General features: G+C 42.9%; 17 protein-coding genes. 3 read left to right on the top strand and 14 right to left on the bottom strand.

From position 1 onward, the window contains the following. The coding region (locus AX660_RS20220; RefSeq protein WP_068381308.1) for a trans-sulfuration enzyme family protein at positions 1-1,773 on the bottom strand (1,773 nt) is incomplete at its 3' end. A 247-nt stretch (positions 1,774-2,020) separates the two neighbouring features. Between AX660_RS20220 and AX660_RS20225 the strand changes: the two genes are divergently transcribed. From AX660_RS20225 to AX660_RS20235, 3 genes are all read left to right on the top strand, one after another. Then, the gene (locus AX660_RS20225) at positions 2,021-2,956 is read left to right on the top strand and encodes a D-2-hydroxyacid dehydrogenase (RefSeq protein WP_068381311.1); all 936 of its coding nucleotides are present in this window, start codon (positions 2,021-2,023) and stop codon (positions 2,954-2,956) included. A 94-nt stretch (positions 2,957-3,050) separates the two neighbouring features. Continuing rightward, positions 3,051-4,025, top strand: coding sequence for a GGDEF domain-containing protein (locus AX660_RS20230; RefSeq protein ID WP_068381313.1), 975 nt, complete (start codon positions 3,051-3,053; stop codon positions 4,023-4,025). 126 nt (positions 4,026-4,151) lie between these two features. Then, the gene (locus tag AX660_RS20235) at positions 4,152-4,550 is read left to right on the top strand and encodes a DUF2750 domain-containing protein (RefSeq protein WP_068381316.1); all 399 of its coding nucleotides are present in this window, start codon (positions 4,152-4,154) and stop codon (positions 4,548-4,550) included. A gap of 1,016 nt (positions 4,551-5,566) precedes the next feature. Here the strand turns inward: AX660_RS20235 and AX660_RS20240 are convergent. The 13 genes from AX660_RS20240 to AX660_RS20300 form a co-directional block, all read right to left on the bottom strand. Beyond that, a complete protein-coding gene (locus tag AX660_RS20240; protein ID WP_068381319.1) occupies positions 5,567-6,202 on the bottom strand; it encodes a UPF0149 family protein in 636 nt (211 codons plus the stop codon). 42 nt (positions 6,203-6,244) lie between these two features. Beyond that, positions 6,245-7,372: a MalY/PatB family protein gene (locus AX660_RS20245; protein WP_068381322.1), complete on the bottom strand. Its 1,128-nt coding sequence runs from the start codon at positions 7,370-7,372 to the stop codon at positions 6,245-6,247. Between the two features lie 29 nt (positions 7,373-7,401). Next, positions 7,402-7,791: a response regulator gene (locus tag AX660_RS20250; RefSeq protein WP_068381324.1), complete on the bottom strand. Its 390-nt coding sequence runs from the start codon at positions 7,789-7,791 to the stop codon at positions 7,402-7,404. Positions 7,792-7,957: 166 nt separating this feature from the next. Further along, positions 7,958-10,399, bottom strand: coding sequence for a DNA polymerase II (locus AX660_RS20255; protein ID WP_068381327.1), 2,442 nt, complete (start codon positions 10,397-10,399; stop codon positions 7,958-7,960). 5 nt (positions 10,400-10,404) lie between these two features. Further along, on the bottom strand, positions 10,405-12,297 hold the full coding sequence (locus AX660_RS20260) for a GGDEF domain-containing protein (protein WP_068381330.1): 1,893 nt from the start codon (positions 12,295-12,297) through the stop codon (positions 10,405-10,407). Between the two features lie 122 nt (positions 12,298-12,419). Continuing rightward, complete coding sequence (locus AX660_RS20265; RefSeq protein WP_068381333.1) at positions 12,420-14,960, bottom strand: glycoside hydrolase family 3 protein; 2,541 nt, start codon at positions 14,958-14,960, stop codon at positions 12,420-12,422. A 379-nt stretch (positions 14,961-15,339) separates the two neighbouring features. Beyond that, entirely contained in the window at positions 15,340-15,783 is a 444-nt protein-coding gene (locus tag AX660_RS20270; RefSeq protein ID WP_068381336.1) for a DUF2799 domain-containing protein, read from the bottom strand. 231 nt (positions 15,784-16,014) lie between these two features. After that, positions 16,015-16,701: a DUF6445 family protein gene (locus tag AX660_RS20275; protein WP_068381339.1), complete on the bottom strand. Its 687-nt coding sequence runs from the start codon at positions 16,699-16,701 to the stop codon at positions 16,015-16,017. A 25-nt stretch (positions 16,702-16,726) separates the two neighbouring features. After that, positions 16,727-18,715: a vanadium-dependent haloperoxidase gene (locus tag AX660_RS20280; protein WP_068381342.1), complete on the bottom strand. Its 1,989-nt coding sequence runs from the start codon at positions 18,713-18,715 to the stop codon at positions 16,727-16,729. Between the two features lie 12 nt (positions 18,716-18,727). After that, the gene (locus AX660_RS20285; protein ID WP_068381345.1) at positions 18,728-20,506 is read right to left on the bottom strand and encodes a CRTAC1 family protein; all 1,779 of its coding nucleotides are present in this window, start codon (positions 20,504-20,506) and stop codon (positions 18,728-18,730) included. Positions 20,507-20,533: 27 nt separating this feature from the next. Next, positions 20,534-22,054, bottom strand: coding sequence for a tryptophan halogenase family protein (locus tag AX660_RS20290; protein ID WP_068381348.1), 1,521 nt, complete (start codon positions 22,052-22,054; stop codon positions 20,534-20,536). A 9-nt stretch (positions 22,055-22,063) separates the two neighbouring features. Beyond that, positions 22,064-23,530 (bottom strand): tryptophan 7-halogenase, encoded by a 1,467-nt coding sequence (locus tag AX660_RS20295; protein WP_068381351.1) that lies wholly within the window; start codon positions 23,528-23,530, stop codon positions 22,064-22,066. A gap of 2 nt (positions 23,531-23,532) precedes the next feature. Then, positions 23,533-25,080, bottom strand: coding sequence for a tryptophan halogenase family protein (locus AX660_RS20300; RefSeq protein WP_068381354.1), 1,548 nt, complete (start codon positions 25,078-25,080; stop codon positions 23,533-23,535). Positions 25,081-25,116 lie beyond the last annotated feature (36 nt).

Genomic DNA, 25,116 nt, shown 5'->3' on the forward strand with positions numbered 1-25,116 from the left:
GATCGGGCTAGCACTGGAAAAATGCTGCTCACTTACCCTACGGCTAGTTTGCATATACAGGGTATCAATGTCGCTAGCGCGCATAAATTTAGCGCTAAAACCGGGATAAACCGGATCGATATGTAAACGTGCAGTATTAATAAAGTGAGCGATTAACTCTTTAACGTTGTCTGTACCCATGGCCACTCGCATAGTAGTGAGATAAATACCACCTTGCTCTTGAGCTGTTTTGTCTAACTCACTGTGTGAAGTTAAAGCCGGACACAAAATAATCGTATTACTTTGACCTATGCTGACCTGATGACTAAATGCTGGCTCTAGGGCATCAAAAAACCGTACAAAGGTTTCGCGCGCTACACCTGCTCTTTGCATATCCACAGTAAACAAAGCACAGGGCCAACCGTGGCGCATTTGACTCTTACGCAGTTCAGCATTTTTATGCCCCTCTATCGCGTGACAGTTAACATTTAAGTCAGGGTGTGAGGCTAAAAACTGGCTAAATACCGTGGTATTAATAACTTTTTGCATGATGCGCATTTCGAGGGTTTTCATGCCGTTGAGTACATCAAAGGCTTTTTCAGAGTCCAAAAATGCCCCTTTAATGTAATACACATCCCAGAACATCGTTTTTGACCAATGGTAGCCGTTAACACTATCGCCTTTGCCTTGGAACATACGATAGCTTTCACCGATCACCACACCAGCGGTGGTTGCGCCGCTGCCACAAATATCTTTGGTATAACTATGCACCACATAATCTGGGCGCTCGGTTTTATCCTTTCTTTGCAAAGGTTGATGTAAAATCGGCGTAGCTAACGTGGCATCTAACATGACTAAGTGGCCATGTGCGTGAGCTAATTTACTGATACCGGCCACATCGAGCACATAACCGTGGGGATTACAGGGCGACTCAAGATACACATGTAAGGCCTTACCTTGTGACCGCTCTTGCTGGTATTTATCACGAGTGACCTCAAGAAACACAGAAAATTCATCAGCGCTGTAACCATCAAACCATTCGATTTTTACATCAAGGCGATTTTCCCGAGCAAAATAGTCGTGTAATAACTGATACACACCACCATAAACATTACGCGAGACAATGATGATATCGCCGTGGCTTAATACGTTAGATAACAGCGCGTCAATGGCTGCCATGCCTGAGTTGAAATTCCACGCTAAATAATCCGCCGCATAGGGCCCAGCTTCGAGATCTACTATGGCATTAGCCAGTGAAATATTAGTGGGATTGAGCAAACGTGAATAAATCTGATGGGTTGACTCTTTACCCTGAAAAGCATCATCCACCCATTCGGTACAGGCATAGACATAAGTCGCGGTGCGCACTACCACTGGTGTAGCCGAAAACAGCGCGGTAATATTATCGAATAAGGGGTAATGACTTTTGCTGACCTGCGAACCACTTTGTTTAGTCATGCTTTGGTAGGTCGCTCTAAAGGGGTTTTGTAAAGTATCTAGTACTTTAGCCAGCTGAAAAGACAAAAACTTTTTGGCATTAAAATAGGCTACTTTGTCTTGTTTACTCAAACCCGCCAGAGTATCCGTGGTGACCTTCCACAGTTGCTGCACGTCGGTTTGTGCATGATACAAATGCTGAGTCAGGCTACCTAAGGCTTGACCATAGTCACTTTTTGGATCGATGCCAAAGTGCTGTAACTGCTCATTTGATAGTTCTTCTATGGAACTAGCCATAGTGGTATTGCGTTTAGGGGATAACATTTTTGCATGATTAAACTTGGCGATCTCAGACATGGAATACACTTAAGTTGATTGAGTACCACCTCAGCATATACAAATTATATTTTTTGTTAACACGGCAATTACAAATTTAATTCGCAATAAACAACACAATAGGAAATATACGTTTACACATCTTCGATTGAATACCGATTTCAACAGAATTTACTATCCACGTTCACTTGCACTAAATAAAGTTAATAGCCAAGCCGTTTTGTTATTGTCAGAATAGGGCGATAGGCTACTAGGAAGCTCGCACCGCATGTACAAACTTGGAATACTCACCCGTAATGCCACTCATTACGCGACCTTGCTCGAGCAGGCTCAGCTACCCGATTTACACATCGAATTTTGTCAAGATCATGTTGATACAATGCCGGATTTAAGCCAGATTGATATTTTGTTAGCCGAGCCCAAGCTCGCTGCACAAGTGGTATTAAACTGCCCTAAACTTAAGTGGCTGCAATCCACCTGGGCGGGCAATAAACCCTTGTTTGACTTAGCCAAAAAAGACTATTTGTTAAGCGGTGTAAAAGATGTCTTTCAAGATGCCATGGCGGAATATGTGTTTGCCTATATGCTGTATTTTTCACGCAATATCGAGGGCTTTAAACAACGGCAGCAAAAGGCGCTTTGGCAAGCACCTGTCCATACAACCCTCAAAGGTAAAAACCTCGGCATTCTTGGTGTAGGCAATATTGGCAAAGGCGTGGCGCAAAAAGCCCAAGCCTTTGGCATGCAAGTCAGAGGTTTAAGTCATAGTTCACGCGACTGCATGCATGTTGATCAATATTTTACTTGGTCAGAGATTACAACATTCTGTGCCGGACTCGACTATTTGCTGTGTTTGTTACCCCACAGCCAACAAACCGAAGGAGTGATAGACGCCAAACTACTAGCCTTGTTGCCAACACATTGTGTATTAATCAACGCCGGCCGAGGTCAAACGATTAATGAACAAGATCTGCTAACAGCCCTGCAACAAAACACCCTCAAAGCCGCGGTATTGGATGTTTTTTCCCTAGAGCCTTTAATCAGTTCACACCCATTTTGGAGCATGGAAAACGTGTATATTACTCAACACACTGCAGCTGAATCGCAGCCAGAGGACATTAACAAAATATTCGTCAAAAATTATGTTTTGTTTATGCAAAATTTACCACTGCAAGGCCTGCTAGATTTTCATAGAGGCTACTGAGATAAATGGTAAACTAATCACACAGTGTACAGATTGCCCAAGCTCCATAGGGCTGCTTAGAAGAAAAATAGGCTCCTAAATACTCAGGTGTAACATGCAGGAAAAAAAACGTAGTCCCGAAGAAATAGTCATTTTAGCTATAAGTAGCGCAGCTGTTTTTTGCCTATTACCATTTTTGATTTGGCGTAGCATAGAGCAAGACTGGCTTATCGCCGGACTTGACCTGTTTGCCATCACAGTGGCCATTGTTATATTTATCCATGTTTATGTTACCCATAAAGTTTTGTATGCCCGCTGGATCTTAGGTATTTTATGCGCAATTGAATTACCCCTAACTATCGCCATGAAAGGTTCCGACCAAATTGGTTGGATTTACCCTGCAATTATCGCCATATACATGTTACTTAATCCCACTGTTGCTTTGATGATTAGCCTAACCATGATCAGCATTGTTGCCGGTGTACTTTGGTCGCAATTAAGCCCCTTAATGTATTTCCAGATGTTGTTTTCTATTCTCGCGACCGCACTTTTTATCTATGCATTTGCTGCTCACATGCTTAACCAACAACAAATTTTGCAGCAGTTATCAACCAAAGATCCTTTAACCGGTGCAGGTAATAGGCGTGCACTGGAAGACAAATTGCTCGAATTAATGAGCTATAAAAGAGCACATCGCGACAACACCTCAACCCTGATACTCATTGATTTGGATCAGTTTAAAGAGATCAATGACAATTATGGACATAACGTGGGTGACCAAATATTGGTCACCTTTGCTTCGCTGGTAAAACAAAAACTGCGTAACAATGAATCTTTATATCGTTTAGGCGGTGAAGAGTTTGTTATCACTGTTGCCGATAAAACCAGTGACAAAGCCTCTATTTTGGCCGAAGAAATCCGTGAGCTTGTTGATATGTTTTTGTTTACCAACAGTATTCATCTAACCATTTCTATTGGTATTGCCGAAAGTCAGGCTAACGAAACCAGTCTAGAATGGTTGGGCAGAGCCGATGCCGCCATGTACAAAGCCAAAGGCGCTGGGCGCAATTTATGTTGTGTTGCTGCTTAAATAATCAAGCTTAAGCTAAATACACAGATTTTTTAATCCAACAAGCTATTAGAAAAAGACTCAGCCACCATGTTGCTTTATGCTATTACTTGAAACATCCGCAGTTAAATTTCAGTAGGAAATCTTATGGCCGAAGCAATTGATTCAACTTTATTAGCCACCATCGCCCAATATACCCCCGAAGAACGTCTCAATTACCTCGTTAAAGAAGTGGTTAAACATCAGCAGGTGTGGATACTTACCGACAATGACGGTTGTGTGATGCTCAATACCGACGATGAAGACTGCGCCCCAGTATGGCCAAGCGAAGCGTTTGCCCAAGCATGGGCCACCGGCGAATGGGCTGATTGTAAAGCTATCGCCATTGAATTAAAAACCTGGCGCACCCGCTGGACCTATGGCCTAGAAGGCGACAATGTAGCTATCGCAGCCTTCCCCAGCGATGACGAAGAAGGTTTAGTAATTTCAGCTCAAGAATTTGATTATGAGTTGCAACAGTTGATTAATAAAAAGAAGGTGAATTAAACGGCAGTAGCGAGATGCTAGCATCGAGCGGCGAGCTAAAGATAAGATTATCGCTGCGCGACAGCGCATGCACTTTGTGCACAATGCATGCGCTGCGCTTATCTAACATGGCCTGCGGCCACTAAAATTATGCGCTGCGCGCACTAAAGGCGTCGCTTCGCGACACAACATGCGCTGACGCTTACGTCATCCATGACGATTTTTCAAACCACGTCCCGTGGCGCGCCTTGACTTTAAAAGGCCGTGAGCAGATGTTCCCGACATCATTCTCACTCAAAGTGCATCCTTGCACTTTGTCCTTTTAAAACCCGCTGTGCTCGGGGAGCAATGAGTCGAGAATAAAATCAAAAGCATCGGCTGCGCCGACAAAAAACAACGTGGTTGGATAAACTACTTTGGTTGATTAACTTTGCTACGACCCCAGTTATTCCAATGGAATTTATATTTTTTACCAACGGGTAATTTTTAAGCCTGAAATTGAAATCTGTCTGACTGTGCATTTTTACTTTTTTTGATATCGGCATTTTATCGACGAGCTAAGAATTTGACGTGATAAATCCCGACCTACATGAGAGAAAATAGTTCCATTCGTTGTAGGTTGGCCTTTAGGCCATGTTTATTATCGGCGAAGCCGATGCTTTTGATTTTCCTCTCGACTCCAACTTACCCGATTTAAGGCACAACTTGTCAAATGACCAGACAGGATGTCTGGGCAAGGCGTGGTGAGCGCAGGGATGCGCTCTCCACGCCGGTTTGAATAGCAAGTTGGGGCTTAAATTGGAATAGTAAGTTGGTTGGAGAGCGGCCCTTTTTGCCTACTTTTTGCGGCTGTTGGGAAAAAGTATGGTCGGGCGGTAGGCGACCACCATGGATGGTGGAAGGTAGAATAACGCAGGAGCAGTTATCGAGACGCCGTCTGAAAAACGCAATGGATTGCGGTGTGCGAAGCACATGCTTTTAAAAGTAAGCACAGCGCATGCTGTGTCGCGAAGCGATAAGTACGTTCAGCGCATGCATTAGTCTTTAACAAAAGTCTCAAACTGATTGGGTAGATATTCAATTAACTGCCCAGAGGTTGCCACATAAATCCGCAGCACTTCTGGTATAGAGCGATAAATAAGTGGCAAGGCGGTGGTGAGTTGCGCCTTATCTTTGGCTTGTTGTAAGGCAAAAGGAATATCCGCAAAGGTGCTGAATACGGATAAACAATGTTTTAGATCTTTTTGTAGTTTACCTACCTCTGCGTGTTTACTTTCCAACATGGATTGCCATGCTTTTTGCCACACTTTATCTAGTTGAGTATGGGCCAACAACACACCCTGCATCCACTGTGCTATAGGGCTGTTGTTCTGCTCGGAATAGTTTAATCCCTCTAACAGAGCTATTTTTTCATCACGCATTTGTTGCAACTGCCACTGCAAACAGGCCATAACAACGTCATGGATGCAGGGTAAATCCTTGATGTCTTGGGGTTGGGTAGAAGATTTAAATATCCACGGCAACCATACGTCGGGCAGCGGGATATCTGGCGCGGCGGCTACAGCAAAGATGGTTCCTAGAATATTATAGGGCGTTTGTAAGTGAGAACTATCTGGACCAGTCTTCACGAGCTTATATAGGTTCTGATGACAGGCCTGCGATAAATTGCTCATCTGGATTGGTTCATCTTATTTAACTCCCCAAAAAACATGGCGCTACTTTTTAAGCAGTGCCATTGCATCTTTTAACTGAGATAAAGGGCAACCAAAGTTGATCCGCACAAAACGGCTATCACCAAAGTCACTGCCTGGTGAGGGGCCTATTCCCTTGTTTTCAAAATACTTTTGCACTGAATCCACACCCAGGCCGCTGCCGTCAATCCATGCTAAAAACGTGGCTTGTGGGGCTAACAGTCGTAAGCCGTCAATTTGCGCAATTTCACTAATGAGGTAATCACGATTAATACGTAAATAACTGAGTAATTGTTGGTGCCAGTCATCACATAAAGTAAAGGCCGCTTCGGTGGCACTTAAACCCAATACATTGGCCCAAGGCACTATGCCTTGTGCAGCACCAGTGAATTGTTGCCTAAGCTTGGCATCTTCAATGATCGCAAAAGACGCGCCTAAACCCGCGATATTAAAGGTTTTACTGGCCGCCATTAAGGTAATCACTTGGCCTTTAAACTGTTCTAATTTTCCGGCCGGAATGTGTTTGGCATCTTCATCTAAAATAAGATCACAATGAATTTCGTCCGAACACAACAGTACGTGGTGTTGTAAACAAATATCAGCAACACGTTCTAATTCAGCAGCCGTTAGTACAGTGCCAACTGGGTTCATTGGATTACATAAAATGAGTAATTTACACAAAGGATCGGCGGCTTGCTTTTCTAGCTCAGTAAAATCCAACGTCCAGCGGCCATCAACTTCCACAGTATTAATATCAACTCTAGTGAGTTGATTGAGCTTAGGTGCAGCCAATAAAGGCGGATAATTGGGCGATTGAATGAGTACCTTATCACCAGGCTGACAAACGGCTTTGCAAGCCACGTTAAAAGCGGGCACCACGCCTGGCGTCCACACTATCCATTCGGGCTTAATCTGCCAGTTGTATTGTTTAGCTAACCAGTTTACTACCGCCTGATTGGCTGATTTATGGTGAGCAGGTAAGGTGTAACCCAATAAGCCGTGATCGACTCGCTGATGCAAGCTATCTAGAATAGCTTGTGGACATTTAAACTCGGTATCGGCCACCCACATGGGTAAGATATTCTGGCCTTCGTATTTATTCCATTTATAAGAATAAGTCGAACTTCTATCAATAATTTGATCAAACAACATGTTTACAGTCACTTTAATTTTGTATCGAACTAATCGATGTTAATTTCGTGGATTAACCTTTCAACTTTGTTAGTCAAGTCAGCGGTATGAAATGGCTTCAAGATAAAATCAGAAGCGCCTAAACGCATTGACTCAAGCACAAGCTCTTTGGTGGCATTGGCGGTTAACATCAAAAATGGGCATTCAGGTTTATTTTGGCGTAAGGCCGCCAGTATGTCTAAACCACTCACTTGTGGCATCATCCAGTCACAAATAACCAGTGAAATTCTGTCCATTGCATTACTTTTGACATAGGCCAACGCGGCTGTACTGTCAGAAAAACTGACTATTTCGCCAGCTATAACATCTTCTAAAATAATCCCAAGTAGTTCTAAAATAATGAGGTCATCATCTATAACCACCACGTTGCAATCGTACACTAGCCTGTCCTTATAGCGAATATAACTTACGTATCAACATGTACGTGATAAAAACCCCTAAATCGCTAGCCAGAATACTGAAAACTTTTTATAAAGCAAAAGCAAAAATAGAGTTTTAGCAATTCTTTACAATTAATGCTTAAAACTTAAGCAAGGCTGAATTTTACTAAAACAAGTCGAGCTGCCGGCTGCTGATATTGCTAAATGACAAACCGATAAAAGGCAAGATACCTTCTGCGATAGGTTTAATTTGTTTGTCGATATAATGTGCATAATCAATTGTCGAGCGCAAAAACTCCACAGGCTCTGGCCCATTAACGGTAATGATGTAAGAGATCCAACCTTTGTTTTGATAACGTGCAGACTTGCCCAGCGCCACATATTGCTCATCAGCAAGGCGCGCAGCCCGTACATGCGGGGGCACATTTTTGATATACAGATTCAATCGTCGTCTGATACGTTTGCGGTAAATCAGGTCTTTGTCTACTCGCCCTGTTAGGGTGTCGTTAATGGTGTTTTGAATAAACTGACTAACATCCTGTTTAGCAAACACCATCTGATACAAAGTGAGTTGAAAGTTTTTGGCCAAAGCAGTCCAGTCTGAGCGCACGGTTTCTAAACCTTTAAAGACTAATTCGTCACCTTTGGCGCTGCGTTTTAATCCTGCGTAACGCTTTTTACTACCCAGCTCAGAGCCACGAATTGTGGGCATTAAAAACTGCACAAAGTGAGATTCGAACTCAATCTCTAAATAATTTTCTAAGTGATATTGCTGCTCAATTAATTCCGTCCATTGTTGATTGATACTTTGCACCAACTGTTTACCAATAACCTGAGCCGCCGCGTCATCATCAATGCCATGTAAGGCCACAAAGGTCGAATCGGTATCACCGTAGATCACCTCATAACCCGCTTCTCGTATCCACTTTGCGGTAGTTTGCATGATGTCATGGCCGCGTAAGGTAATCGAACTGGCAAGGCGAGTATCATAAAAAGGACAGCCGCCTGAACCTAGTACCCCATAAAACGAATTCATCAGTATTTTAATCGCCTGACTTCGCACACTGTCTTTATCTTTTTTAGCCTGATCACGTTGCTGCCACAAGGATGTAATAATGTCGGGCAAAAAGTGTTTTTCCCGATCAAACATCGCGCCACGATAGCCTTGAATAGCAGTTTCGGGAGAGAGTAAACCTTCAACTAATCCCAAGGGGTCTATTTTGAAAGTACGAATAATGGAGGGATACAAACTCTTAAAATCCAGCAACAGTACGTGTTGATATAAACCCGGTTTAGATTCCATGACATAACCACCTGGGCTGGCCAAACCGCCATCTTCAGGGCGTTTGGGCGCAATATAACCAGCACGATGTAACTTGGGCAGATACAGATTAACAAAGGCCGCCACCGAACCGCCCATACGGTCTAACTCCAATCCGGTTAACTGGCTGCGCAAACGCAAAAAATCCAGCACTTTGGTATGGGCGAATATCTCCAGTACTAAGGCACAGTCTTGAATGTTGTACTCGGCTAATTTAACTTTATTGTGCTGAAAATCATATTCAATTTGCGCGAGGCGATTGTCTACATCTTCGGTAGCTTTACCTTTGCCCAATAAGTTTTGTGCGACGGCTTCTAAACTAAAACTATCAAACTGATAAGTGGCGGTTTTAAGTGCGTCGATACCATCCACGACCACTCGCCCTGCCATAGACACATAACCCTGATTTACTTCGTTACGAGCATCACGCCACTCTAGTGGCTGCTGATTACGCCCCAAATTAAGTTTTACCTTATGTAAGGCGGCACGTTTTAGCAGTAAGCGAAAATCAAAATTCACCACATTCCAACCGACAATAATATCCGGATCGAATGTTTGAATTTGCCTGACTAAAGACTGCAATAGTGTCTTTTCGTCAGCCTGCCAGCAAATCCAATCCTCGCTGCTTTGTGAAGAGCAAAGGTGCGGCTCACTTCTTTGTGAGGAGTAAATGTTCGGCTCACCTCTTTGTGAAGAGCAAAGGTTCGGCTCACCGATCATCAATACTTGTTTAAAATCGTCGCCCAATAAACCTATCGAAAACAGGTCGCCTTGCTCACTGCATTCAATATCCAGCGACAGTAATTTGAATGTAGGACTAAATACTCCGGGTTTGAGCCTTGCCTGCTCTATGCTTAAAAATGGCAGACTAACATCTGCATTCTCAATAACTTGCCCCACCACAGTGGCACTGCCATAGACAAATCGCTCCATTAAATAACGTTCACCTAGACGAATATCGTCTTCATAACAAACTATCTGCCCTTGTTTTAATATATCTCTGGCAACAAAAGCCTGACGTGGAGTAGTAAAATACAAAGCACCTACGGCCTGATGTTCAAAGGTAGTCAGTTTTAGTGTTTGATATTGATAAGGAATACGCGCCGCATCTAATAATGTCTGAGCGTAAGCTGCGTTATCTTGCAAGATGAAAAAAGGCACTTTTTGTGCCTCTGTAATAACTTTTAGTGGCCCTTGAGCGGTATGCAGCCACAGCTCCAGAAAACCCTTGTCTCCTCTATCCAATGGCTGGACGGTTAGAATAAAACCTGAAATTTCAGTCAACATAGAACTTAAGGTAAGGAGTCGGTGGGTACTGTGATATTTCTGTTAGCTACCACCACCTGATCACGACCATTATTTTTTGCTCTATATAAAGCGGTATCTGCTAACAACATAAAATCTTCTAAACTGTCATCTTGCTGATATTCAGCGATACCAATAGAAATAGTCACTTCAGCCTGAGGGATCTCAGCCAGTTGACTGAGCCCTACCATTTTCAACCGTAAATTATCCAGTACTTTATAGGCATCGTCGCTAGCGGTATGACTGAGGATCAACAAAAATTCTTCACCACCAATACGTCCTACCACATCAGATTCACGCAGACTCTTATTGCATAACACGGCAAACTCACGCAGTACTTTATCGCCTGCCACATGGCCATAAGAATCATTGATTTGCTTGAACCAATCGAGATCTAACATGGCTATGCACAGCCTTTTATCGTGACGCGCCGCCAGTGACATTTGCTGCTCTAACAAGGCCAATGTATGCCTGCGATTATATAAATCAGTCAATTCATCACGAGTAGCTAACTTTTCCAATCTATTTTTATGTACCTTATTGCGCATAACGATAATACCCAGCAAACCACACACCACAGTGGCGAATACAGTCAGTAAAATAAGCTGTAAATTCAGTGTTTTTTTATTGCTTAACTGCAACTGTTGTAGTGCATTTTGCTGGGATAACACTTTGTTTTCTTGCTGAGCTAATTGCAGCTCAAAACGTGAACTCAGCTCATGTAATTGCTCGGAACTTTGTGCACTTTGATATTTTTTATGATTGAGAAAGGCTTGTTTAAGCACTTCATAAGCACGTTGATAATGGCCTTGTCTGAACAACAAACCAGCATAAATTTCATCAAAACCTATGCTGTGCACTGGCATATTCTGGCGATCGAGTAAAATGTCAGCACTGTGCAAATAGGTTTCAGCCTGCGTTAAATTATCCGTTTCAAGAGCTAGCATGCCCAATGAAACCATCATATTAAAATTCATCTGCGGATTGCCTGCCTGGGCAAAAATATCCGCCGCTTTAACCAGTTTTTGTTCAGCTGCAGCATAGTCTTTTTGTAGCATGTTGATCGCGGCTAATTCTTTTAGGGCATAGGCAACACCTTGTAAATCATCGATTTTTTCAGCCAGTAGGGCAGATTCCTCTAATTGGGAAATGGCTAATTCAATATTACCAGTATTACGGTGTGCTTTTCCCAAACCAAATAAGGCGATACTTAGATCTAAATCTGCACCATGGGTTCGGTGAGCTGCCACTGCTTCTTCATAATAGGGTATGGCCACGCTATCTTCACTGCGGTATTCATAAACCTGAGCCAACATGGCAGCAACATGGGCTTTACTCAGTTCATTGGGGTTATCACTCGCTAGGGCATAGGCCTGCTGAAAGTCATCTAAAGCTGCAAGGTAATCCGCTAAACTTGTTTGAACAATGCCTCTAGAAAACAAAGCTTGTAAGTAGAGTTTTGCATCGTTTTGTTGCTTGCTCCAAGCTATTGCAGCATTTAAGCCTGCTAGGCCTTGCATCGGAGTTCCAATCAATTCAAATGCCACAGCCTCCATCACTTTAACTTGATGATAAAGCCAGGTCTGACTTTTTTCCGAGACAAAACCTAAGGCTAATTGTGCATGTTTAAGGGCTTTTTGTGGGTAAGTTAGATTGTAATAAGCCTTGGCCAACATAAGTTGATACTGAGCATGTATGATATCTGCCGCACTCGCATCAGGAGCGCTGTTTATTAAGGTATCAAGCACCTCGTGGGGGGAGTTAAGCACAGTGAGTGCATAGCCTGCGTAGGGTTCAGACAACTGTTTTAACTGTGTTGTTTGCGCATTTGCCATCACGCTACATAACAGCCAACTGCATAAAACTAAACTTCTGAGCAAACAAACTCCCTTGCTATCGAGTGACAACAGCTCAAATTAATCCAAGTTTGATGTTATCACAAGTCACAAAAAAGGCTGCATATTGCTATGCAGCCTATTTTAATGCTTTTTAATACGCAGTTTTACAAAGAGCAGCTCGCCGCACCTTCATTTGAAACCAGTTTAATTTCTTTAAACTGTAACTTTGAACCTTTGTCTGAATTGATACCAAAAGGTGTAATAATGCTGGTCAATTGCTCATTAGACAAACCAAAACAGCTCAGTTTTATCTGGCTTTGTTGCCAACCTTGCCCTGCTTTAGTTTGCAGAGACTGGCTAATATCCAACTCGCCATTACAGGTTTCACATTCTATGAACAGATTGGATTGACCTGTGGTTGCACTCAATACCTGATAATCAATCTGAATGGCCATATCACCCGTCGCCTGACGGCTCAAATCAACAGCATTGCCGCGAATATATAAACGTGCGCTATCTTGCCAGTTTGCCTCTACGGTATCTTCCTGTGCTTGATAATCCGTGGCTTTAACACTAATCGCAGCCGACGCACTCACTTGTGCATTGCCTGTCACCTGAGTATTTCCAGCTTTATCGTTTAATGCTAAGCGCCAAGGCTGTACCGCATCACCCGCAAACATATAACGACTATCATTTTGGCTAGACAAACTTGGGTCAAGTGTTTCGTCTAAGGGCGCCATATCTTGTGCATCTTGGACCGACAGACCATAACCATAAGCAAACAGAGGTTGATAGTCAGCATTACCTACATTCAGCTCAACATCAGTTGGTGTGGCAGGCCACGAGAACGACAAACGCCCAGTAAAGTCATAAGCCACTTCGCCATCAGCACTGCGGAACAAGACATCAGCCACCCCTGTACCTTCAGAGCCAGGTAACCACGCGGCGACAAAAGCATCTGAAGCGTTAAGCTCAGGATTAACCCACATAGGACGACCTGATAAAAACACACTAACCGTTGGAATACCTTGAGCTTGTAAGTCTTTTAATATTTTTAAACTGTCTTCAGGTTTAAAATCAACATCTGTCACATCACCTTGAAACTCAGCATAAGGCTGTTCGCCAAATACCACGATAGCTACATCTGGGCGGGTAGTGAATTGGCCTTGTTCATTTAACTCAACCTTACCCCCAGCAGCCGTCACCGTTGCAGCAATACCTTGGTAAATAGAAGCACCATTGGGGAAATCAGTGTTTTTATTGCCCGTACCCTGCCAAGTCAAAGTCCAACCACCAGATTGCTGACCGATATTATTTGCTGCACTACCTGCTACCAAAACCTTTGACTTGGCAGAAAGAGGCAATAACTGCTCATTATTTTTTAATAATACCAATGATTTACGTACGGCTTCGCGAGCAACTTCACGATGTGGAGCAGAGCCCAGTAATTCAAATTTTCCCGCATAGGTGCGGCTTGAAGGTAGACCCGCATCAAACAAACCAGCGCGCAATTTAACGCGCAAGATACGTGATACAGCTTGGTCTAAACGCTCCATCGTAATCTCACCCGACTTAACCTGAGCCAGAGTATTGTGATACAAGCCTTTCCAACTATCAGGTGCCATAAACATATCTAAACCCGCATTAAAAGCTTGCGCACAAGATACGTTAGTACAACCTTTCACTTGGCCATGACCATTCCAGTCACCCACTACAAAGCCATCAAAGCCCATGCGCTCAACCAAAACATCGGTCAACATAGGTTTAAAGCCATGCATTTTATTACCATGCCAGCTATTAAAAGACGCCATTACCACTAAAGCACCGCTTTGAATTGCCGGTGGATATCCTGCACCATGAATGTCGCGTAGTTCTTCTTCTGAGGATAGGGTTTCACCTTGGTCGATACCGTCTTTCGTACCACCATCACCCACAAAATGTTTAACGTTGGCTAACAAGTGGCCGTTAGTCAGAAATTCATCGGTATTAACTGTGCCCTGAACGCCTTCAACTATCTTGCCTGCATAACTGGCAACGATTTCAGGCTTTTCTGAAAAACTTTCAAAAGTACGACCCCAACGATCGTTCTGCACTACCGCAATTGTCGGTGCAAAAGTCCAATCGATACCGGTAACTAATACTTCTTTAGCGGTCACAGCACCAATTTTACGCATTAATTCAGGATCGTTTGCTGCTCCTAAACCAATGTTATGGGGGAATATCGTTGCACCGACCACGTTATTGTTGCCATGCACGGCATCTATGCCCCACAGCGCAGGAATACCCACTCCACCGTCTGACTTATCTGTCGATGCTATCCAGAATTTATCCGCAAGACTTAACCAATCTTTGGCTGGGGAGTGATTGTTATTATTAGGCGCAGAGTTACCGCCGTTTAATACCGAACCCAAATGGAATTCTTTAACCTCTTCAGGGGTAACCGAAGCGATATCTGCCTGGATCACCTGACCGACCTTTTCTTCCAAGGTCATTTTTGCCAATAAATCCGCTATCTGCTGTTCTTGCTGAGGGTCACGGGCAATGGGTGAACTTTGTTTGGGCCAGATTTCAGGATGAATAGTCGCTGGCGCTGCAGCCGCAGATTTATCGATATCGGCGGATTTAACCGCCTGCTTGTCTACAGAGCTACCATTGCAGCCTGTTAGCGCTGCAACAATAGATAAAACTAATAATTTATTTGTCATGTTGTTCCTACAAATTACCACAATGTCTCGCCAAGTTAGCTTAGCTATGTATATAAGAAACGCTCTTGCGAAGCGCCTAAACAGAAAACGTTTTCACACCTAATATAACACGGCTGACAGGGCATTCCATAGCATTGCTTTACACAACATGGAGAAATGAAAAGAATCTGCCAAGATCAATATAAATTAAATGGTATCCATGGGGACAACGAACAAGACGCCCGCTCTTTAATTGAACATAGTGCTAAACAAAGTGGCGCTAATGAGGAGTAGTTAAATACGAGACAGTGGCCAATTCAAATTGCTCATTATGTAAGTGGCACTAGCTTGCAGGTGAAAAAAAAGAGGAACGACTATGTGAGTTCCTCTTTGTGGTTAATTAAAATACTGGTGTAGCATCGCCACCGACTTGCTTAGAATTTTCAACTGTTGGTCTGGTGAGTTTTTCGACCTCACGACGCTCTCTCTCTTCTATGTGTATATCTACGCCTTTGGCGTAACCTTCACCAAATTCCTTAAATTCTTTACAAGCTTTGTAATACTGGCTGCCTTTTTTACCCCGTTCGACACCATTTTCAAAAGTGCAATATGCAATTAAGCCATCCTGAAAACCAGAATAATATTGTTCTTTGTTGGGCGTGACCCCACCTTTTTTACAGGTTTCTACATATTGATTAAATTGCAAGACATCCGTTGCAGAATTAGCATCGGCTGCACCACGCTCTTGCCAATTGGTGGTTTTGCACTCTTCAGCAGTCATAGAGGTAGAACCACAAGCAACTAAGCCCAAAATAGATATAAAAATAACGACTAATTTTTTCATGTAAATAACCCTTAGTTAAGCCCAAGTACCTTTCTTATCAGTAATACTTAGGTAAATTTTTGTTAAATTAATATGTTCAAACTGTCTATTGAAAAAGCATATTTTTCAAGTTTTGCTATTCAATAAAGTAAAAATTGTCATAGTAAAAATAAAAAACACGACGTATACCGATCTATCTTAATAAATGTCAATTACCTCACGTTAAAACAGACTACCCGGCAGGCACGTTTTTTACATGCCGGAAATAAATGAAGTGAGCGTAAAGCGCCCAGTTCGTGGATCCGTATCAAATGCATAGTCATGGCCGATATTGCCGGAATGTAAACTGGAACATCGATAAAAGACTATGCGATTAAATTTGGCATCAACGGACATGATGCGCTCATAACAAGGGGAGTCAGCATTCATATACCCCCTTGGTTGACCTTCTAACTGAAACTCTTGTTGCTGTGTTTGCAGATAACCAGACAACCTCTGTTTATTAATATATTCAAAACCGGTTTTTTTGTGACGATACAAGGAGGTTCCTCCGTGTTTTTCATCACATAAGTACAATATCGCAGCGATATCTGTCACTGCGGGTCGATCAAAATGCGGCACTGATTGAAACACAGATAGTTGCTGTACTGGTGTAGTTACCATGGAAAAATAACTTTCACAGCTTTTTAATGAGTCTGCCGACTGGCTAAAATACGGCGCGATATGAGCCCCAACAAAATCGAGTAAGATCTCATTATAACGTTGCGGCGCGGCAGAACGGATCCCCGGATAGAAGCCACGAGCCGGAGCAACTCCACCCGATTGCAAGGCATAATCGATAAGTGAATCCGCATTCTGCAAAAAATCATCCACCACTACCACAGGCTGTTTTTCATTGCCCACCAAGTGATGTAGTACTTGATTATCAGGATTAATCATCGCTAATACGTCCTGTCAAAATTCACTAGGGCTGCCCTTCAAAATAGGACTTGGCTTTGGCAAAAGCCGCATTACCTATTTTAATCCCCATTAAACGGCCTGGAATATCATCGGCCGGTGGATGAATACCGCCCCAGATCCGAGATAAACTACATTGGTCTGAAGCATCTTGGTAGGTAGCCCATTGCAGCGTCATATCAACACTGGGGCCTTTTTCAAAAACCAGAAAGTCATTCGCTTTTATTTCAAAACCACTCATACCTCCGGGGAAATAATTACTGCCGGTTAACGCTGTGAGAACTTCAGCCGCCGCCCGAGAATAAGTGGAGTGACCAGAGACATAACCAGCAAAAGGCGGTGTAACAAAAGTGGGGCGTTGGTATGGCCACCAGTTCTCTGCCAATATCCAACCTACTCCAGCATCGTATTGCACAGGATCAACAACATAATCTGGGCCACGCCATGAGAATAATTTAATTTTACCTACATGCTCATTGTTTGTTCCAGCTAGTGGGTCACCTACTGCGACCAATTCAATAAAACCTGGCTCCAAAGGAAGACCATTAACGTGATATGAAGCTGCATCAGGATCACTACTTTGACCAAAGTCTGCCATCGAACGTATCGCCGACACAGGACGTATATAGTCATACCATCCTTTGATTCCCCACGCTGTAATTGCCGCATCATGCATAGCGCCACCTAGAGTAAAATAGGCCTTAACATCCCATTCCATCGAGCCTAATTCATTCCCTTTCCCCTCATATTTGCGCTCAAATAAGGCATGATCAACAATGGAATTAAGTAATACAAACCAATGTCCTGGTGGTGTTTCAGAATTAGGGCCGTCAGCCCAAAATTCTGCCAATACACGAGTATAATCGCCACGGGGAACAATCTGCGGAGTGTAAGCCTGATTAGTCACTGGATTAATACTATAGCCAATACTGTTATCACCACCTTGTAAGCTGTCGTAAAAATCCTGATATTCGCTAAAAGACTCAGGATAGTGTTGGATATTTCCAAGACTAGCCGGTGAAATATCTATCATCACCTTGTCATCAGGACTCAGATGCGATGACCATTTTGCGACAAGTGAAAAGCCCCATTTGTAATATTCGGCGCTGTCTGTTTCTGCCAAAGGGGGGAGTCCAGGATCGTGATAAATTTGGTAATCATGGCCATCACGCTGAACTACTTTTTTATCTTCAGGCAGCAAAGCAAAGGGCTCAACATTACCCCATTCAGGACTTAAAAATTCTGAGGCGCCACCGATAACGGCATTACCCGCTTGATCGATAAACTCATTCAAAGCTAATGGCTGCCAACGATTCAGATCAATAATATCCGGATTGCCTGGCTGAGACATAATCAAGTCAGGATTCACGTGCTGATAATATACATTGGCGTAGTTTACTCTTTCGTTCGCACCGTCCTGCATGCCATATTGAACAATACAATCGGCTATATGATTACCTAAACCAATGGCAGAACCATTGGTATATAAGCGACTGGTATAGCTGGTATCTAAGCCTAAGTCTGTCATTAGTTTATCGGCTAAACTAAAAATATGATCCACACCGGGAGAGTTTTTAAAACGATGTCTGATAATACGATATACCGCAAAACTCAGGGCTTGTTCACGAGCAATTTGTGGATCGCCAACTAGGACGGAAGCATCAAAATCACACCTAAAATCACCGTGAGTTTGGCCCAATATAAAGGGCTTTGCAGTTTGAGAATAAGCCGCCCATGCGTCATACATCGCAATACTGACATGATAGAGGTTTCTTGCATGAATAGTGGGGCGGGCAAAATCATGACGGATCCCTTCTAATAGTACTTCGTTCCACATCCTTGCTACTGATACAGGTCTATCGTCGGCGACAACAGTCTGAGGGCGTTGTGGTGTTGGAGTGTTATTGCCACTCTCAGTAGAACCTGAGCCACATCCGCTTAAACTCAATATACAAAAAAAGATAAGAGCAAGGGACTGCATCATTATTTTATTCATTTCATTGCTCTCCTAAGGTTTACTGATAGTTAAACTTTGACCCGAACTCACGTTAGTGCGTAAGGTTTCTGTACCGTCTGGCCATACCACTCGAATAGAGTCCACAATATCAATGGTACCCAAACCAAAAAACTGTGTACTCGGATTTTGTGCCGTAAAATTACTGCCCAGCGTTATTTCGCGCATTTGGGTAATACCACCAGCCTTTAAATAAATCCGCGCACCTATGGCAAAACTATTTTTGTGACCTGGCATAGTTAACTTTATGCTTAGGGCATTGTTTTGCTGAATATCATTGCGAAATAAGCTTGCTGCATTGATTTCATCACGATGCAATTGCAATACATCAATATCACCGTCGTTATCAAAATCAGCGCAAACGACGGTTCGGCTACTATGGGTATCATTCAAACCTAAATCTGCAGATTTTTCTTCAAAGGTGGCATCCCCTAAGCCCATAAAAACCCGGGTTGTATCAAGGTTAAAATCGAAAGAAATATTGTTGTCAGAAAAAGAGTAAGGAAATCCATTGGTCATGTAGATATCTAAATTACCATCACTGTCAAAATCAGCGGCGCACGAACCCCATCCCCAACTCGATTTTTGTTGCGAGGTGCCAGTATTAATGTTGATAGCAGCTAAGACACTCCCATTGGAAAACTGGCCATCCGTATTAAGGTAAAAACGATTGCCGATGGGCCATAATGGCCCTGTAATAGCGGACACAAACCAATCTAAATCACCATCGTTATCAAAATCGGCGACGGCTGCCCCCATTCCACTGTCATCTATAATGACTTTTTCATCAGTGGCATTACTAAAAGATCCATTGCGATTATTTGTCAGCACTCTACTGGTGCTAAAGTCGCCAGTTACTAATAGGTCAAGCCAGCCATCGTTATTAATGTCGGCAAAATTTGGCGTAAAACTATAGTCATGGTTATCACCTAAAGCGCTACCTGCTTTTGGCTGAATTAAAAGGGCAGCAGTGACACCAGTGATTTTACTGACATCGGTAAATTTAATATTTCCATCAACTGAATCATTGCGCCATAAATGTCCTGTATCGCCGGGAGCTTCAATATCAACGGGATTACCCCAATGAGTTAAAAACATATCGAGATCACCGTCGCCGTCATAATCACCAAAGGCGGATGATAAGGTAAACTGGGTCGATAGAAGATCAATGCCTGAACCTGAGGTGACATTAGTAAAAGTACCGTCACCGTTGTTGCTATAAATAAAAGCAGGGTCAAATTCGATTCCACCAATAAATAAATCTAAGTCGCCATCGCCATCCATATCGGCGAAAGTAGGCCCAGAGTGGCGGTAATTTTGACTTGCACTTTTTGTATAGGCTAAGCCCGCTTGCAAGGCCACATCAACAAAGTGACCTGTGCCGTCATTTTGATAGAGTAAGTTAGGCCCTATATCGCCACGCACAATGAATACGTCGATATCCCCATCGTTATCATAATCACCTGCTGCAGCTCCTCCCGCAAAGTCCTCAGGGTGTTGCTGGGATGAATTACCCTCAGCGACTGACTTTGGAAATAAATAACCCTGTTTATAATTAATACCGCTGCTACTGATTTCAGTGAAGCCATCGCCATAACCAACAACAACTTTAGGTTCTGGTGGGGGTGGGGGTGGAGTGACAGGAGGAAGCGGTGTGGTAACGACAGGAGGAGATGCAGGCGCAGTGTCACTGCCTCCACATGCCCACAACATAAAACTTAATGCACAACATACGGCGATTTTACTATAGGATTTTTTTATGATTATCTTCATCTTTTTGCCAATTAAAAACGTGAGGGCTTACATGTTCAGAGGTTTAGGCGCTAAACAATAGTGTTGAATAAATTCCTGTTGCGACGGCATCGCTTCCACGGATTTATCAATCACATTTTTAATAAATGCCATGCGTCGCTTTAACTCATCGTCTGCGACTAAATCCACCAACGGGTGATAACTTTTTGGATGCATACCTTGGCCATGAAATACTTCTAACCAACTCGTATCGTTAAATAATTCCATATTAGTGCGATGGATCTGACCGTTTTCCATAAACTGATCGATCTTTTGTTTCAATGAATCCGGAATAGACATAGTGCGGCAATAATTCCAAAACTCAGAATCACTGCGTTCAGTGGCCTTGTAGTGCAAAATAATAAAGTCTCGAATGCGCTCATATTCAAAATCAGTTTGCTGATTAAATAAATCGATGTCGTGCTGATTAAAATCCCTATTCGGGAATAAGCTCATTAGTCTTGCAATACCACTTTGTACGAGATGAATACTGGTTGATTCTAAGGGTTCAATAAAACCGCCAGACAAGCCAAAAGCGACACAATTTTTATTCCATGCTTTGAGGCGTTTTCCGGTGCTAAATTTCAATAATCTGGGTTCAGCTAAGGCTTTACCCGAAAGGTTTGCCATGAGTATCTCTCGTGCTTCGTCCTCGCCCATAAATTTGCTAGAAAACACATGACCATTGCCAGTACGATGCTGCAAGGGAATTCGCCACTGCCAGCCCGCACTGTGGGCTGTTGAACGAGTGTAAGGTAACAAGGGTTCAGTTCTCTCACAGGGCACAGCCCAAGCCCTGTCACAAGGCAACCAATGACTCCAATCTTCGAAGCCAGTATTAAGGGCCTTTTCAATCAATAAACCCTGAAACCCGGAGCAATCAATGAACAGATCGCCTTGCACGATTTCACCGTTATCTAACACCACAGATTCAATAAAGCCATCACTCGCACGCAAACGTGTTTCTACGATCTTAGCGAGGGTTCTGCTTACCCCACGAGCTCCGGCATACTCGCGTAGGAATTGTGCGTATAGTCCTGCATCAAATTGGTATGCATAGACAATCTTTGATAAGGGAGAGTTGCCTGCATCCACTGAACGCATAAATTTACCTAAGGGCGCAGCCACCGCATTTAACGAATAAGCTCCGATATCGTCCGCATGTCCCTGTTGGCGCATTTTCCACCAATAGTGATAAAACTGTAATGAATCCATGTCATTACCGACATCACCAAAGGCATGAATATAGCTATCTCCTACCTTGCCCCAATTGACAAACTCAATGCCAAGTTTAAAGGTGCCTTGGGTGCGTTTAATAAACTCGTTTTCATCTATCCCCAGAGTGCGGTTAAACACTTGAATTTGTGGGATGGTTGCCTCACCCACTCCCACCGTAGGAATGTCTTCAGCTTCAATTAATCTAACTTTACAAAAGCTATCTTTTAAAAAACGCCCTAAAGTTGCAGCGGCCATCCAGCCAGCCGTACCACCGCCAACAATAACGATATTTCTTAGATTTTTATCAGACACTCTTTTTCCTCACTGAGAACAAAAGGCTTTCAAGTAAGCAGCATGGTGTGGCGCCGTTTGGGCGGCATGCTGAATAGCTTGTTCAATCTTTTGCTGAATATTTTGTAATTGGCCTATGGGGACTTGTTGCACCATAAGATCTAATTGTTTTGGTGTATGCGCCAAGCCCATGAGTAGTGACATTTGCTCGTTTACAGAGATGACTTCTTCATCAAACAAAGCCAGTTTGCCACGACTTTGGTACAACTTAATTTTATGCACAAGATCAGCAGACAGCTCAGATTGGCCAACTTGTTGCCACAACAGCCCTTGATGACCATCAGCAAGATGCAAATGTAAACACGTGACATCTTTAAGTCGTTGATAACGTTGCTGAACTAAACGATTGTATTCTCGTATTAATTGCTTAGCTAAGGGAAACCTCGGGCATTGATCAATAAGTTGACGAATTCCCAGCCAACTTACATCGACTTCACTGACACAAAAGCCAGGTAATGTTAACGCGGCATTTCCGATTGCGATGCAATTGGCGACCCAGGGTTCAAGCATGCATCCATAATGTTGTTGACGAATGACTATATTTTTACTGTCTTGAGTAATGGTTGGGTCGATCGCAGTTGCTCCCGCAAAATAATACTGGCGACAACGCTTTTGTTGAGTAGTAATGTCTATCAACCAGCCATCTTGCTTAGCACTAATGGTAGTCAACGGAGCATCTGGCCCAGTAAATGGCAACTCCATAGTTGCAACATTACAACTGGGGATTTGTTGTTGCCAACTATGAGGCTTTTGCTCTAAGGCTTGCATTAACAAGCCCTTTTCAGTGCAATCAATATAGAGGTCGGCGGTAAGTATTTGCTTACTTTTCAGTGCTACATTTTTTATCGATAGCTCGCTTGTTGTTAGTTCAAGCTCCTCTAAAGCGTCTTCAATCACCTCAAGACCACGACTTATACAAAAGTGTTTAAGCGAATCACGATAAGCATCGGCATCAATATTCCAACCATAAGACAGGCTAGATAATACTGATGTGGGATCAGGCTTTGGATGGCAAAACTTTGCTGATTTTGCCATTTGCGCACCTAAGCTGTAGGTATCTACGGCCTGTGAAACGCCTATTTGTTGTAAGCGAGCATGTGCCTGTGAAAATTGCACATTAGCCATGCCTGTGCCGAACTCGCCAAACGCATGGTAAAACTCGTCAGTTTCGCTATTCCAATGTCGAAAATAATTAGCCAGTTTGAATGTAGCCTGACTAGAGCGCATAAACTCAGGTTCTGGCATGCCAATCAAGCGCAAAAAGTCCATAAACTCTGGCCGAACTGACATATTGCCTAAAGCGGTGGCGGGCTCATCCAAAACACAATGACTCACCTTTACACCATATTTGCCAACGCTGGCCAGCAGTGCCGCTGAAGAAATCCAAGCGCTTATGGAATTTCCCATTACCACAATATTGTTTGGCAGGTGGCTCATTCTTAACGCCTCCCGTATAAATTGAGACTGGCGGAATGAGAATGGGCTTGTCCTTTAAGTAAGGCATTTAGGGCATTTTTATGCGTAGGTATTGCATCAACACTTTGTTGCAAGTAGTGGCGCATGTTTTGTAATTGCTTGCTGACAGCATCAAAATTTAAGGTTTCAACACGGGGATCGATATTATCAGGAAAATATCCCTGCCCAATAAACACTGACAACCAACTGGGTGTTAAAAATAAACCCGCAGAATATTCCGAAAAATAGCCAGTTTCTTTAAATAAAGCCATACGTTGCTCAAGTGAGTCCGGTATTGGCATGTCATGACAATAACGCCAAAACGGACTTTTATTAGGGTCACTTAACTTATAGTGAAGGATCAAAAAGTCTCTGACTTTCAGATATTCATCTTTAACCACTCGATTAAACTCATCTTCATCAACCGAACTAAAATGCATATCCGGTAACAGCTCCATTAACTTGTAGATACCAAGCTGAATGAGATAAATACTGGTCGATTCTAAAGGCTCTAAAAAACCACTGGATAATCCAATAGCGACACAGTTTTTGCTCCAACTTTTTTCATGCATGCCAGTTTTAAAATGTAACTGTTTGGGCTCAGCCATAGGTGCAGCAGGTAAGTTGTTTAATAAAATATCTTGGGCCTGTTCTTTAGTCATAAATTCAGAACAAAATACATGACCATTACCAATGCGATGTTGCAAAGGAATTTGCCACTGCCAACCGGCATCATGGGCGATAGATTGGGTATATGCCAATGGCTCACCTTCCGTTTCGCAGGGTACTGCGATAGCACTGTTGCAAGGTAGCCAATGACTCCAATCTTCAAAGCTAACATTAAGGGCTTTATTGATCAGTAATGAACGAAAACCTGAACAATCTATAAACAGATCACCCTTTATCTGCTGCCCATCGTTTAAAATGACAGAAGTAACAAATCCATCAGTGGCATTTTTAGCCACTTCTGCAATTAAGCCAGTGACACGCTTAACTCCTCTTTGCTCACTGTAAGTTCGCAAATATTGTGCATATAAATTGGCATCTAAGTGATAGGCATAAGAAAAACTGGAATAAATCGAGTTAGAACTTTCATCGGGAAAACAAAACTTATTATTTTTTGCCGCTGTGATAGAAAACGAATAATCATCTAAGGCACTGGTGTCACCCTGATTACGCGCATGTAACCAGTACTGGTGAAAAGGTAGTTTATCAATTTCAAAGCCGTGAGCACCAAAGGGATGAAAATAATCTTGGCCTTGGTCACCCCAACCACAAAATTTAATACCAAGTTTAAAGGTCGCTTGAGTCTGGGTTAAAAAATCTTTTTCATCTATTCCAAGCATTTGATTAAATACTCGAATATGCGGAATTGTGGCTTCACCAACACCTACAGTACCGATTTGCTCTGACTCTACTAAGGTAATTTGACAATGTTTAGGGTCAATAAAATTTGATAAGGCCGCTGCTGTCATCCATCCAGCAGTACCTCCACCTACGATCACAATCTGTCGAATTGATTTTTGTTGCATCACCAATACACCTTCAAACTACACATATGTAAAATG

The sequence above is a fragment of the Paraglaciecola hydrolytica genome (genome assembly GCF_001565895.1).
Taxonomy (GTDB): Bacteria; Pseudomonadota; Gammaproteobacteria; order Enterobacterales; family Alteromonadaceae; genus Paraglaciecola; species Paraglaciecola hydrolytica.